This window comes from Nostoc sp. NOS(2021), from assembly GCF_017115025.1.
In the GTDB taxonomy this organism is placed as follows: domain Bacteria; phylum Cyanobacteriota; class Cyanobacteriia; order Cyanobacteriales; family Nostocaceae; genus Nostoc.
Genome location: NZ_JABXKM010000226.1, coordinates 1 through 12,655 on the forward strand (window position 1 = coordinate 1; position 12,655 = coordinate 12,655).

Consider the following 12,655-nt stretch of genomic DNA (forward strand, 5'->3'; position numbering starts at 1 on the left):
GCAATCAATCAAGCGGATTAATAAATGGTAGATGCACCTTAATTAAATCAGAGCCATCAGCTTTTAGTTGAAGGCTTTTTTATTGCTGATATTTTTTAATTTGAGAATAAAATAATTTTGCTTAGAAGTTTAGTTTTCCCGGATATGGGAATCAATCAAGCGGATTAATAAATGGTAGATGCACCCTAATAAATTACAGCCCTCAGCTTTTGGCTGAGGGCTTTTATTATTTAAATATAGATGGCAGCAAACTGGGAGCTAACCATACTGCATAACCAATAAATCCAAACAGCAAAGTAATCAGGACAGTAATGCCGTAGCTGATGCAAATTAATAAACCGTCAGATTCGATGGTGGCAACAGTCAAAAGTAAAATACCTACAGTGGGGATGGGATTTGTAAACGGAATTGGTAATATTAGTAATATTGTTAATAAAGAGATACAAAACCCATTAATTCGCCAAATCAAAGGATTATGGGCTATTTTTGCCAATCGGGGACGGGCGATTTTCTGTAAAACTTTGGTAAGACGCCCCAAATTTTGCAAAAGTAGCTGGGCGAAGGGACGAGGAAATTTGTAGTTAGCGATTCTTTTCGGTAGCCAAGGCGATCGCCTCCCTAAAAGCATTTGCGCTGACAACAGTAAACAAGCACCACCAAAAGGGCCAGTTAATCCCGGTGGCATAGGAAATAAAAAGGGCAAAACTAATAATGTAATTACCAGGCAGAACCCTCGTTCTGAGGTTTCTGCCAGAATATCACCTAGAGTCAGCGGTTGTTCAGCTAGGCGTTGCAATAGGGACTTTATATCTTGAGAAAATCTCAGATGCATTTGGTGTGAGTTGATGCGAGTTCCCACATTTTTAGCAGAGGGAGAATTAACAATTCAAAATTCAAAATTCAAAATTCAAACATTTTAGACATTTTCAGAGGGGGATTTAAACCCCGACTGAAACTGATCGGAGGCGGAGTGGCTCCGACTCCGCGCTAGGGGTCTTAAACCCTTTGATTTACGATCAATCAATTTTAGATTTTGAATTTTGGATTTTGGATTGAAGGAAAATCTAAAATCTAAAATTGAATAACTCCTAACTCCTGATTTCTGGGGGTACTAAAACAGCTATAGCTTTAGGTATAACCCGAAAATGAGCAGGTGTGTAAGTAGTGATTTCACCATCTGTATTGATAGGGCGCGGTTTGCGAGTAGACACTTCTATTTCTTGACCTTGAAGAGAGCGTACACTCTGCCAATGTATATGTCGCCCTTGTCGCATCGCAGGGAGTAATAATATAATCTGCCACCAGTGTTCAATCTCCAAGCTATAAAGGTCTAGCCTTTGGTCATCTATTGTGGCATCGTCAGCCACTGTCATACCACCGCCGTAATAGCGGCCGTTACCCACAGCAATTTGCACTGTTTTCACGCGAACTGATTCACCATTGATCACAATCTCCGCAGTAAAAGGTCTAGCTTCCCAAATCACTTCCAAGGCAGTGGCGGCATAAGCAAATATTCCCCAACGGCGTTTGACTTCTTTGGTAAGTCGCTGGGTAATTTTTACACTCAATCCCAGACTGGCAACATTAAAAAAGTGCTTGCCGTTCACCCAACCCAAGTCAATGCGGTGTAAATTTCCATAGGCAATAATTTTGCAAGCTTCGCTGAGAGAATTCGGAATTTCCAAAGTCCTCGCTAGATCGTTGGCAGTTCCCAGAGGCAAGATTCCCAAGGGCAACTGAGTATCAACTAAAGCATCTACTGCGGCATTGAGAGTCCCATCTCCTCCACCAATGATTACCAAGTCAACTTGATGCTGATAGCGAAATATAACTTCAGCAAGATGTTTGGGGTCTTCTGTAGACTCTTCAATTAAATCAAAGCCGAGTGTCTTCAGATATTGAATCGCTTCCGACAGACCCTTTTGCCCTTGGCGGGCATGACGATTTACTAACAGCAGTGCGCGGGAACTCATGGGTAGTACCTTTTGTAGTTGATATGTCCAATTATCCGCATCCATGTATTCTGCTTGAAGTTGACTATAAGAAAGTGTTTAAGTTGTGATCACAGTTATCAAAAATTATTTTTGTCAATGCTTATTATGTTGTGCTTACTAATTTTTAATTTCTATTTTATCTAGTTTATCTCTATTAGTCCTCGGTGTGTTGATACTCACCAAATATAATTATTACTCACTAAATGACTCCTGCTTCCCCTACTTAATATTTACTTACTTAGTGCCTGACCATCTAGGCGACATAATTTTACTTGGTTGATGAGCTTCGCACCTATTCTTTCATAGAATTTGATTCCACGCTCGTTAGATACAGCTACAGTCCAATCGATTCTGCCACAGCCTTTTTCCTGCCCAATCTGGCGCAAGCGTAGCATCAGCGCTTGACCAAATCGGTGGCTTCGATGTTCAGCTTTGACATATAAATCATCAAGCCAAATTCCAGGTTTTGCTAAAAAAGTTGAATAGATAAAGTGATCTGTTTTACTCTTTGCTGCCTTTATCCACTCTTGCATTGCTGGAAGCGCCAAAACTGCCTCTACATAATCTCTAGAGACAGGATCTAACTGCACATCATAGGCTACAAACCGCAGGACAACTGGAGCAAAGTCAGCTTGGCAACCTGAAGAGAAAGATTTTCTAGTTGTAGGGTCATAAGCTTGCCAATAGATATTACCGTAGCGGTCAACCTTTTGCCAAACTTGTAATTCGTTAGGATCTGCTAGGAGTTTAAAGTAAGTCGGAAAATCACTGAAAAATTATTAGCTATCGTACTTCCTCCGCCGTTTAACCGGATTCATCCACACTTCTAAGCGACTAAACGCTTGTGAAAAAAGTAACGTCAAACATAAATAAATTACTGCTACACCCACGTAAATTTCAAAGGCGCGATAGTTATCGGCGATAATTAACTGTCCTTTACGTACCAATTCTTCAAACCCAATCACAGAAACTAAGCTTGTATCTTTCAACAAACTGATAAACTCATTACCTAAAGGTGGAATCATCCGCCGGAAAGCTTGGGGAAAAATTACATAAATCATTATTTGCACAGAACTCAAACCTAATGATTGTGCTGCTTCTGCTTGTCCTGGTTCAATCGATTGAATCCCAGCACGGACAACTTCGGCAATGTATGCGGCACTATTCAAACTTAAAGCAATTACCCCAGCAGTTAGGCGATCAAAACTAAATGTCAAACCAAGTTCTTGCAAAATTGCAGGTAATCCAAAGTAAATCATAAAAATTTGCAGCAACAAAGGCGTTCCCCGGAAAAAATCCACATACGCCCTCGCCACCCAACGCACAGGTGCAATATGAGAAAGGCGTATAATTCCAATCAGGGAACCCCCAATTAAACCAAACACTACAGAAATTATCGTCAATTGCAACGTTACTAAAGCTCCCTGTAATAAAGTCGGAAAAGCCTGCAAAATTACGCCAATTGAAGTTAATATTTTAGGTTTGCCAGCGTTAGTTTGATTCTCAAATGGTGATTTAACTGGTAATGATGGCGGCTCGGTTTTAAACCATTTTTGGTAAATTTTGGCATAAGTACTATTTTTCAGTACCCTATCCAAACCGTCATTTATTAATGCCAAATTCGGCGAATTTTTAGCTGTAGCAATCCCGTAAAACTCCTCCGTCAGCAATTGCTGTACTATTTTAATTCCCTGAAGATTGCCCGTATTAATGGCATATAAAGTCACTGGAGCATCATTGATTACTGCATCCACATTACCATTGAACAATTCTTGCAGGGCTAGAGGTGCTGAATCAAAACTGCGAATTTGCACTCCAGGAATACTCTTAGCTTTTGCAGCCCCAGTTGTACCAATTTGTACCGCAATTTTTTTATTTTTGAGACTGTCAAAGCCAGTAATATTTTGATTATCTGCGCGGATGGCGATCGCTAACCCAGCCTTAAAATAAGGACGGGAAAAAGCAATCGTCTTCGCCCTCTCCTGTGTAATCGTGATCGAACTAATCGCCGCATCTACCGTTTTGGCTTGCAAAGCTGGGATAATGCCATCAAAAGGCAGACTTTGAAAATCAACTTTAAAGTTAGCAGAGGAAGCGATCGCATTCATTAAATCAATCGAAAAACCTTGTAACTCACCACCTTTTCCTTGAAACTCAAAAGGTGGAAACGCCGGTTCCGTAGCAACCCGTAGAGTTTTCCCCGCACTAGGATTCACCCCACAGCCAGCCAGTAACAAACAGCTAAAACCTACAACCACGCACCAGCGCAGCCAAGGCCCAAAATCAAATTTAACCATATTATTATTTTCTCTCCCTCTCTGCGCCCTCTGCGCCTCTGCGGTTCGTCAAAAACCTTACAATCAACTGTAGAGCAGCTTGACACAAGTAATGAACAATACCACCCCCGCCATTATTTTTGACAATATCGAAAAAAACTTTGGTTCCCTAAAAGTCCTCAAAGGAATCACAGGCGAAATCAACCGAGGAGAAGTCGTTGCAGTTATCGGTTCCTCCGGCTGTGGTAAAAGTACCCTACTACGCTGCTTTAACCGCCTAGAAACCATTGACAACGGGCGTTTAATAATCAACGGTATCAACTTATCCCGCCCCACTGTCAACTATAGCCAACTGCGGCAACTACGAACACAAGTAGGTATGGTTTTCCAACAGTTCAACCTGTTTCCTCATCTCAGCGTCCTGGAAAATATGACACTCGCCCCCCGGAAAGTATTGGGTAAAACACCGAAGGAAAGCGCCCAACTAGCGGGGTTATATCTCGAAAAAGTCGGCTTATTTGACAAAGCCTCTGCTTATCCCGAACAACTTTCTGGCGGACAAAAGCAACGAGTAGCGATCGCGCGTAGCTTATGTATGAATCCCCAAATCATGCTATTTGACGAACCCACCAGCGCCCTAGATCCCGAACTCGTCGGCGAAGTTCTGCAAGTGATGCAGCAATTGGCAGCAGAAGGCATGACAATGGTGGTTGTCACCCATGAAATGCAATTTGCGCGGGAAGTAGCCCATCAGGTGATATTTTTAGATCAAGGTATTGTCACAGAACAAGGTTCAGCTTATGAAGTTCTCACCAATCCCCAAAGCGATCGCCTACGTATTTTCCTCAGTCGCCTTCAAATAATTCGTAATTCGTAATGACGCTCTCTACGAGACGCTAAAAGCGAACGTGGACTCGCTACCGCTACGCTAACGTAATTCGTAATTAAAGACTTATTTTAAACTCCCCACTCCCCACTATTTAAAGGTACTCGCGTAAGAAATCAAAGGGATCATCTTCCCAACAAGGTTCAGGTATCAGCCAAAACAAACTACAGCTGATGTCGGCTTCAATTTCATCACCATCATCTCTGTCAAATAGTTCTATCAAAGCTGTCCAATCACGTTCTCTCAGAAACGTTAACGATGGGGCATATACCTGGAGATTATTTGAGTAATTCACACGCAAAGTTGTGCTTTACAGCCGTAAAAAGTTAGTATTTTTTTTTGTAAAAAATCAGATTCTAGCTTTGACAACGGAAGTTAAATGGTTATTTTGATACTATTAAATATGGACTACTCTCATAAGTGTCTCACAATTTAAATAGGACTGCTATAGTATTTATTACATAATTACAAGCTGAATTTACTCAGACTGGAAAAATCCTTGAGGCTGCGACTCGACTAATTCCACGCCAAAGACTTCCGCAAAGGACTGCGCTACATAAAAACGTATTTCTTGACAGGTAATGCCTGGAATCCATTCGGCTAAACTGCCTACAGGTTTATCAGAAATACCGCAGGGTATAATGCGCTCAAAGCCTGTCATGTCTGGACAAACATTTAATGCAAAGCCGTGCATGGTAATCCAACGGCTAACTTTAATACCAATAGCCGCAACTTTTCGCCCTTGTAACCAAACGCCAGTAAAAGCTGGAATTCTTTCTCCCTGCAACCCATAAACTGCCAATACGCGAATTATTACTTCTTCGAGTTGCCGTAAGTACCAATGAAGGTCTTTACGATAACTTTGCAGATTTAAAATTGGATACCCCACCAGTTGACCGGGACAATGGTAAGTAACCTCGCCGCCTCGTTCAACTCTATGCACATCATATTCACCTTTGTCAATATCAAATTTGAGAAAATCTGAGTTTGCTCCTTGCCCCAGAGTGTAGACAGGTGGATGTTCTAGCAAAATTAACACATCATCTAGACTGGGGTCATGGATGCGCTTAGTGACGAGCGATCGCTGCCATCCATGAGCTTCTAAGTAAGGCATTAATCCTTGGTTATACAGCAAACAACGGTTTTTGTGTGGTTCAATACTATGGATCATGCCAAAAATCAATTGGGATTGGGAACGAAATATATTTCAAGTTACAGGATTGCAGTCAACAAATGTTAAGCTTTGCAAAGGATTTTAAAGGAAAGTCAAGGGAAGCTGCATTAGAAAATACAAAGTGCTAGCTTGAAAAGATAACCTCAATAGGTTTTAGGAGGAATTTTCTGCAATAAGCATCATGCCAAGACAATAAAGACGAATGTACTGGCTGATGAGTCTCATAACATTGTTGGCATTTCAAACAGAATCAAACTTCCACAAAGATTTGTATTATTGAACAACAGCAAGCAAACCTCAATCGAACACAGAAGGAGCAACTATCAACAGTTCTGTAAGCGTTGCTTTATTGGAGAAGGTAGTCACGGGAGCTACCACTCAGATTTCCTCACCCAAGAGTTTTAGGGACTTCCAATTGGATATCAGCGCAGAGATGAGGAGGGAAATCAAGGGTATACTTGACAACAACTTAGATGCAGCAAGCTTAGAGACAGCTTAACAGCAGTACATACAATATAGTTCACAATTTGTTTTGGCGGGAGTAATAGACCTTACCGCAACTTCTTTTCATACAAAGCAAATTCACACATTCAAATATTCAGCGGGAGAGTTTACATGAAGCTTGTCATCCACAGCAAAAATATTGAAATCACCGATGCAATTCGTGAGTATGTACATCAAAAGATTGAAAAATCAGTTAGTCACTTTCAGAGCATTACAAATGAAGTGGATGTGCATCTTAGCGTAGCCCGTAATCCCCGAATTAATACTAGACAAGCAGCTGAAGTAACTATTTATGCTAATGGTAGCGTTATCCGTGCCGAGGAAAGCAGCGAAAACCTCTATGCCAGCATTGACTTAGTTGCAGATAAAATTGCCCGTCAACTGCGGAAATACAAAGAACGGCGTCAAGACCAGAAAACTCATGCCCAACCAACAGAAGTAGTTGTTACAGAGTCGGTAGTCACAGATTTAATTGGCGATCGCACTCCCGAATTGCCCAATGAAGTCGTTCGCACCAAATATTTTTCCATGCCGCCGATGACCCTTGCAGAAGCCCTGGAACAACTGCAACTCGTGGGACACGACTTTTATATGTTCCGCAATTCTGAAACTGGAGAGATTAATGTAATTTACGAACGCAACCACGGCGGCTATGGTGTGATCCATCCGCGCAATAGTAACGGTCATACCAACGGCCATAATGGCAAGGCAACCCACGCTAATATTATCATGCCGGAAAAATCGCACTCGAATAAATAGGGAGTAGGGAGTAGGGAGTCGGGAGTCGGGAGTAGGGAGTAGGGAGTCGGGAAGAGTTTATCAATGCTCATTCCGCACTCCCCATTCCCCGTTACGCACTCCCCATTCCCTTATTTTGCAAGTTGTTGCAAACTTTTCAGCGCTTCCTCAACATGACCTTTAAAGTTAAACATTGAATCAAACACGTATTGCACAACTCCCTGTTGGTCAATGACGTAAGTAACGCGACCAGGGAATAAGCCAAAGGCTGCTGTTGCGCCATATAGCTTCCGCACTTGGTCGCCTTTGTCAGTTAACAAAGTAAAAGGTAGATTGTGTTTCGCAGCAAATCGTTGGTGAGATTCACTGGAGTCAGCACTCACGCCGAGAACTTCAGCGCCAGCAGTTTTAAAAACTTCATACTGATCGCGAAAGGCGCAAGATTCAGCCGTACATCCGGGTGTGTCGTCTTTGGGATAAAAATATAGGACAACAGCTTTTTTGCCGCGAAAATCTTGGAGGCTAACTGTTGAGCCGTTTTGAGCGGGTAGACTGAAATTAGGAGCGGTATCTCCAACTTTGATGGGCATAGGTATTCAAAAATCTAAAATTTGTGTGCTTTAAATAACTATTATCATAATTCACAAATTTTTATCACTTAATAACAAATTATGATCCCTTAATTCTATATTTAGAGTTTATTTATTTTTACGGTCTAAGTATATCTTGAAGCCCAATCCACTGCCAAATCCGCCGCCAAATATGATCAGGATTTTCAGAATATCCTGATAAACAGCCACGTCTTTATTGACCAGAAAAACCGTTAAAAACACGAAAACAGCCACAAAAATACAAATAGCGACTAAATTATACTTTCTTGCTTCTTGTGCGTCTACAAATGCTCTTTCACTATCTTTTTCTACGCTTTCAAGTATTTTTGTTATGTGTTGTTGATTAATTTTATCTATAATTGGTGAAATAGACGAACCAGAGAAGCGACCCATAGAAAGAAATGTTCTTATTTCCTTCTTGATTTCTGGTGGAAGATTTAAATTTTTTAATTCTTCAGGGAGTTTTTCTATATATTCACTTTCTTGCTCATCTTTTTGTTGATCAAATTCTTTATTAGATTCATTTTCTTGATTAGACATAATGATATAAACTTCAAAAATTGAGAGCTAGTTGCCTTTGAAGATAGACTTCACTTTGTCGTAATATATTTATCTATAGTAGACGAAAGTTTCGATTCCCAAAAATTTTTTATTTTCTGCTCAAAAGCATCTTTAACTCTACCTTCTATCTCATTTTCAATAAAAATAGAGCAAGCATAACGAACTAAAGCTTCAAATGCTTCATCACTAATTTCTCCATTCATATTCAAATACGAAAAAAAAGATAATATGCTTTTAAGCCTTACTATATTTGAGACTGAAAAATCAACATTAGTCAATTCTACACCTTTGCTTGGTGCTGAATTTGATATTACCGGAATTTTTTTGTCTTTTAAAAACACAGGAAAACTTTCCAAATTCATCTTTTGTCAATATTATCAAAACTCGTTTTAAATATATGTTAAATTTTAACCATAAGGCTAAAAAACTTTACCCTTAATTTAGATTATATTATATTTATTAAATAATACAGATGTATTAAAATGAGCCAAGTTTGAAGAAATTTGTATCCAAGTATATAAATTTTGCTTGATTACCTGCATCAAGCGGGGTAGCTTAGATACTCATCTAACATAAAATTCCGTTTATGCGCCTGACTTCACTAGATGTTTTTCGCGGCATTACGATCGCTGGAATGATTCTCGTCAATATGGCGGGTGTCGCAGATGATGTATATCCTCCCTTAGCCCACGCCGATTGGCACGGCTGCACACCAACTGACTTGGTATTTCCCTTCTTTCTCTTCATTGTCGGTGTAGCGATGACTTTCTCGCTGTCAAAGTACACCGAAGGTAATAAACCAACCTCAGCTGTTTACTGGCGCATCTTACGCCGCGCCGCCATTCTTTTTGCCTTGGGATTGCTACTAAATGGCTTTTGGAATCAGGGTGTTTGGACTTTTGACTTAAGTAGTATCCGCATTCTGGGAGTGTTGCAACGCATCAGCATTACCTATCTGCTGGCTTCCTTGGTAGTTCTTAACCTTCCGCGTAAAGGTCAATGGATACTCGCAACAGTGTTACTCATTGGCTACTGGCTAATAATAATGTATCTACCAGTGCCGGATTATGGTGCGGGAGTTTTGACGCGGGAAGGTAATTTCGGCGCTTATATTGACCGCCTGATTATTCCCAAAGCACATCTATATAAAGGTGATGGTTTCAACTTTATGGGAGATCCAGAGGGACTGTTCAGTACAATTCCGGCGATAGTAAGCGTTCTTGCTGGCTACTTCACTGGAGAATGGATACGCAGCCAACCTGTACAGTCACGTACAAGTATAGGGTTAGGATTATTTGGAGTTGGTTGTTTAATTATCGGTTGGGCGTGGGGGTGGACATTCCCCATCAACAAAAAGCTGTGGACAAGTTCCTATGTAGTCTTCACCAGTGGTTGGGCGTTACTTTTGCTAGCAGCTTGTTATGAACTCATCGAAGTACGGCTGAATCGTCGCTGGAGTAAACCTTTTGAAATTATGGGCTTAAATGCGATCGCTCTTTTCGTTCCATCCGTTTTGTTAATTAAAATCTTAGTCAAAACCACTATTGGCACAGGCAAAGATGCTCCCAGTACTTACAATTGGATTTACCAGAATTTTTTCGCATCTTGGGCGGGAGTCCTGAATGGTTCCCTGTTGTTTGCCATAGTCACCGTGTTGTTGTGGTGGGCTGTTGGTGTTCTGATGTATCGACAACGTTGGTTTCTCAAAGTGTAATATGATATCCAGCAAATCATCCGTAATTAGTCAATTGCGAGTGAAACGACGCAATCGCAAGGTTTTTTTTGGGCTTGTTTCCCTACCCTGCGGGAACGCTGAGAGCGAACGATCGCAATGACAGTTATTTGGGCGGACATGATATCAACTCTGCGTTTTTCTGTCAAACGCAAATATGCAAAGTTTTTATTTGCGTAAGTCCTAAAGGGGTTGGGGGATCTGAGTGCGTAAGTCCTGTTTACGTTGAGCGTTAGCTAGGTTACAACAGGTATTAAGTAATCAATTTTTAACACTCAAGGAACAAAGACTATCGCAGCGTTATCTATACTATTGATAAACTCATTTCCGTTCTTCTTAGGGAACTGATCGAAGTTCTGATGTGTGACAACAAGCCGCTTCTAAAATTCCGAATAAAGAAGCGTCTACAAACTTCTCTGTGTGTTGAAAATTCTTACTTATTGTAATTCACTAAATTAATCCATAAAAAAAATTGTGAGGTAATGAATGCATCGCATTAGATTTTGGGTATTTTTGCCAGTTACCCTGATATTTGGCTGCTCAAATCAAGTGTTTCAATCTAACCCGTCTGTGACAAAATCTAACCCAGCAGTAGTTAAACCAGCTAGTCCAACTTTATTAGCAAAGGCGAGTTATCTTTCACCCCTGGAACAACAGGTAATTGTTGAAACAAATAAAGTACGAACAAATCCCAAGGCATATCTCCCGATTCTGGAAAACTATAAAAAGCGCTTTGAGGGGAACCGAGTCAAAATTTCTAATAATACCTATTTGCGAACTCAAGAAGGAGTCAAAGCAGTCGATGAGGCGATCGCATTTCTGAAATCTGCTCGTCCTGTGGGAGCGTTGACTGCATCTAAGGGTATGTCTTTAGGAGCAAAAGACCACGTTAAAGACCAAGGGCCAAAAGGTGTCACAGGTCATGATGGTAGCGATGGTAGCAACCCCTTTACTCGCATCAACCGCTATGGTACATGGCAAACAACCGCAGGCGAAAATATCAGTTATGGCCCAAACACTGCCCAAGATATCGTCATGCAGTTAATTATTGATGATGGTGTGCGCGATCGCGGTCATAGAAAAAATATTTTTAATGGTGCTTTTAAAGTGTCTGGTGTTGCTTTTGGAATTCACAAATCATATAGAACAATCTGTGTAATTGACTATGCTGGCGGGTATAGGGAAGATTAACAATTCAAAATTCTTTCATTAAAGACATTTTCAGACTCTTATTTAAACCCTGACTGTAGCAAGATCCCGCAGGGTAACTGAGCGGAGGCGGAGCCACTCCGCCTCCGCGTTACGTGTAGACGTAGCGCAAAGTCTGAGCGGAGGTTTGCGACGCTCGCGGACTCGCTCTCCCTGGCGCTATCCGTTGGCGCAGCCCGCCGCAGGCATCAGAACTTTGTAACAGAGGGGTCTTAAACCCTTTAATTTACAATAATTTGTGATACAGATGGCTTTTGGTGACTGATAACACTGATCGCTATTTTCAACCAATCAATATAAGTCTGTTCTCTTCGGAGAACTAACTCCAGCACGAGCCTTTGCATCACCTGCTCACGGTTGGCAGACTCATTACCGAGTGATGGCAAATCGATGGTTTCACATTCTGCAAGCTTTTTGCTTCGAGCCGCCATTTGTTGCTCCAGTACGTGAATAATGGTTTCATTCGACAACTGATCTGCAAAATGCAACTGGAGAAGCAAAGGTTCTCGGATAGTTGGTAAGGGCTGATGAGTCGCAAGCCATCGGGCGAATTCGGCTTTCCCTGGCTCCGTCACACTGTAGACTTTGCGGTTGGGGCGATCGCACCCAATCTCAATCTTACAGGTAATCCAGCCTTGCTCAACTAGCTTATCAAGAGTTCTGTAAATTTGTGCCTGGTCTGCTGGCCACAAATGGGCAATGCATTGATCAAAGCAGCTCGTTTTCAGGTCGTAGCCCGTCATTTCTTGCTGCTGAAGAAGACCTAAAATTACATATGCTAGGGACATGAAGACTGTTTTCCCATAATTGGCATTTTCTCGATCGGTTCTACACTATGTACTTGTTATAAGTTTATGCTAATATGTGATTAATCCAATATAAGATATAACGGTTATAAAAAGATATGTTGATTACAATAGACTTCTTGCATAAATCAAAAAAAGAACCCCACCCCGCCTTTGACTTACGT

Annotated in this window: 14 protein-coding genes; 4 read left to right on the forward strand and 10 right to left on the reverse strand. The window is 41.1% G+C overall.

From position 1 onward, the window contains the following. Nucleotides 1-226: 226 nt before the first annotated feature. The 4 genes from HWQ41_RS23925 to HWQ41_RS23940 form a co-directional block, all read right to left on the reverse strand. Complete coding sequence (locus tag HWQ41_RS23925; protein ID WP_292768476.1) at nt 227-832, reverse strand: exopolysaccharide biosynthesis protein; 606 nt, start codon at nt 830-832, stop codon at nt 227-229. 256 nt (nt 833-1,088) lie between these two features. Then, nucleotides 1,089-1,973, reverse strand: a complete 885-nt coding sequence (locus HWQ41_RS23930; protein WP_292768478.1) for a lipid kinase — start codon at nt 1,971-1,973, stop codon at nt 1,089-1,091. Between the two features lie 251 nt (nt 1,974-2,224). Beyond that, nucleotides 2,225-2,584 (reverse strand): GNAT family N-acetyltransferase, encoded by a 360-nt coding sequence (locus tag HWQ41_RS23935; protein ID WP_292768480.1) that lies wholly within the window; start codon nt 2,582-2,584, stop codon nt 2,225-2,227. 189 nt (nt 2,585-2,773) lie between these two features. Further along, the gene (locus HWQ41_RS23940; RefSeq protein ID WP_292768482.1) at nt 2,774-4,291 is read right to left on the reverse strand and encodes an ABC transporter permease subunit; all 1,518 of its coding nucleotides are present in this window, start codon (nt 4,289-4,291) and stop codon (nt 2,774-2,776) included. 91 nt (nt 4,292-4,382) lie between these two features. Here HWQ41_RS23940 and HWQ41_RS23945 point away from each other — a divergent pair, with 91 nt between their 5' ends. Further along, nucleotides 4,383-5,147 carry an amino acid ABC transporter ATP-binding protein gene (locus HWQ41_RS23945; protein ID WP_292768485.1) on the forward strand — a complete coding sequence of 255 codons (765 nt, stop codon included), beginning with the start codon at nt 4,383-4,385 and terminating at the stop codon, nt 5,145-5,147. Between the two features lie 103 nt (nt 5,148-5,250). Here HWQ41_RS23945 and HWQ41_RS23950 read toward each other — a convergent pair whose 3' ends face one another. Together HWQ41_RS23950 and lipB are read right to left on the reverse strand one after the other, a co-directional pair. After that, nucleotides 5,251-5,451, reverse strand: coding sequence for a hypothetical protein (locus HWQ41_RS23950; RefSeq protein ID WP_292768488.1), 201 nt, complete (start codon nt 5,449-5,451; stop codon nt 5,251-5,253). A 183-nt stretch (nt 5,452-5,634) separates the two neighbouring features. After that, complete coding sequence (lipB, locus tag HWQ41_RS23955) at nt 5,635-6,327, reverse strand: lipoyl(octanoyl) transferase LipB (RefSeq protein ID WP_292768491.1); 693 nt, start codon at nt 6,325-6,327, stop codon at nt 5,635-5,637. Nucleotides 6,328-6,945: 618 nt separating this feature from the next. Here lipB and raiA point away from each other — a divergent pair. Further along, nucleotides 6,946-7,593, forward strand: coding sequence for a ribosome-associated translation inhibitor RaiA (raiA, locus tag HWQ41_RS23960; RefSeq protein ID WP_292768494.1), 648 nt, complete (start codon nt 6,946-6,948; stop codon nt 7,591-7,593). Nucleotides 7,594-7,703: 110 nt separating this feature from the next. On the opposite strand, the gene HWQ41_RS23965 is transcribed toward raiA, so the two are convergent. From HWQ41_RS23965 to HWQ41_RS23975, 3 genes are all read right to left on the reverse strand, one after another. After that, entirely contained in the window at nt 7,704-8,162 is a 459-nt protein-coding gene (locus tag HWQ41_RS23965) for a peroxiredoxin (RefSeq protein ID WP_292768497.1), read from the reverse strand. A gap of 108 nt (nt 8,163-8,270) precedes the next feature. Then, nucleotides 8,271-8,723, reverse strand: coding sequence for a hypothetical protein (locus HWQ41_RS23970; RefSeq protein WP_292768502.1), 453 nt, complete (start codon nt 8,721-8,723; stop codon nt 8,271-8,273). A 50-nt stretch (nt 8,724-8,773) separates the two neighbouring features. Then, the gene (locus tag HWQ41_RS23975) at nt 8,774-9,106 is read right to left on the reverse strand and encodes a hypothetical protein (RefSeq protein ID WP_292768504.1); all 333 of its coding nucleotides are present in this window, start codon (nt 9,104-9,106) and stop codon (nt 8,774-8,776) included. Nucleotides 9,107-9,330: 224 nt separating this feature from the next. Here HWQ41_RS23975 and HWQ41_RS23980 point away from each other — a divergent pair, with 224 nt between their 5' ends. Together HWQ41_RS23980 and HWQ41_RS23985 are read left to right on the forward strand one after the other, a co-directional pair. Continuing rightward, nucleotides 9,331-10,458 carry an acyltransferase family protein gene (locus HWQ41_RS23980; protein ID WP_292768507.1) on the forward strand — a complete coding sequence of 376 codons (1,128 nt, stop codon included), beginning with the start codon at nt 9,331-9,333 and terminating at the stop codon, nt 10,456-10,458. Nucleotides 10,459-10,962: 504 nt separating this feature from the next. Then, nucleotides 10,963-11,667 (forward strand): CAP domain-containing protein, encoded by a 705-nt coding sequence (locus tag HWQ41_RS23985; RefSeq protein ID WP_292768510.1) that lies wholly within the window; start codon nt 10,963-10,965, stop codon nt 11,665-11,667. A 239-nt stretch (nt 11,668-11,906) separates the two neighbouring features. Here HWQ41_RS23985 and HWQ41_RS23990 read toward each other — a convergent pair whose 3' ends face one another. After that, nucleotides 11,907-12,473 (reverse strand): PadR family transcriptional regulator, encoded by a 567-nt coding sequence (locus HWQ41_RS23990; protein ID WP_292768513.1) that lies wholly within the window; start codon nt 12,471-12,473, stop codon nt 11,907-11,909. Nucleotides 12,474-12,655 lie beyond the last annotated feature (182 nt).

What these genes read in the sequence shown, in the direction of transcription:
- HWQ41_RS23925 (WP_292768476.1), bottom strand. Translation starts at nt 832, where the DNA reads ATGCATCTGAGATTTTCTCAAGATATAAAGTCCCTATTGCAACGCCTA.
- raiA (WP_292768494.1), top strand. Translation starts at nt 6,946, where the DNA reads ATGAAGCTTGTCATCCACAGCAAAAATATTGAAATCACCGATGCAATT.
- HWQ41_RS23985 (WP_292768510.1), top strand. Translation starts at nt 10,963, where the DNA reads ATGCATCGCATTAGATTTTGGGTATTTTTGCCAGTTACCCTGATATTT.
- HWQ41_RS23945 (WP_292768485.1), top strand. Translation starts at nt 4,383, where the DNA reads ATGAACAATACCACCCCCGCCATTATTTTTGACAATATCGAAAAAAAC.
- lipB (WP_292768491.1), bottom strand. Translation starts at nt 6,327, where the DNA reads ATGATCCATAGTATTGAACCACACAAAAACCGTTGTTTGCTGTATAAC.
- HWQ41_RS23975 (WP_292768504.1), bottom strand. Translation starts at nt 9,106, where the DNA reads ATGAATTTGGAAAGTTTTCCTGTGTTTTTAAAAGACAAAAAAATTCCG.
- HWQ41_RS23990 (WP_292768513.1), bottom strand. Translation starts at nt 12,473, where the DNA reads ATGTCCCTAGCATATGTAATTTTAGGTCTTCTTCAGCAGCAAGAAATG.
- HWQ41_RS23940 (WP_292768482.1), bottom strand. Translation starts at nt 4,291, where the DNA reads ATGGTTAAATTTGATTTTGGGCCTTGGCTGCGCTGGTGCGTGGTTGTA.
- HWQ41_RS23980 (WP_292768507.1), top strand. Translation starts at nt 9,331, where the DNA reads ATGCGCCTGACTTCACTAGATGTTTTTCGCGGCATTACGATCGCTGGA.
- HWQ41_RS23965 (WP_292768497.1), bottom strand. Translation starts at nt 8,162, where the DNA reads ATGCCCATCAAAGTTGGAGATACCGCTCCTAATTTCAGTCTACCCGCT.
- HWQ41_RS23970 (WP_292768502.1), bottom strand. Translation starts at nt 8,723, where the DNA reads ATGTCTAATCAAGAAAATGAATCTAATAAAGAATTTGATCAACAAAAA.
- HWQ41_RS23930 (WP_292768478.1), bottom strand. Translation starts at nt 1,973, where the DNA reads ATGAGTTCCCGCGCACTGCTGTTAGTAAATCGTCATGCCCGCCAAGGG.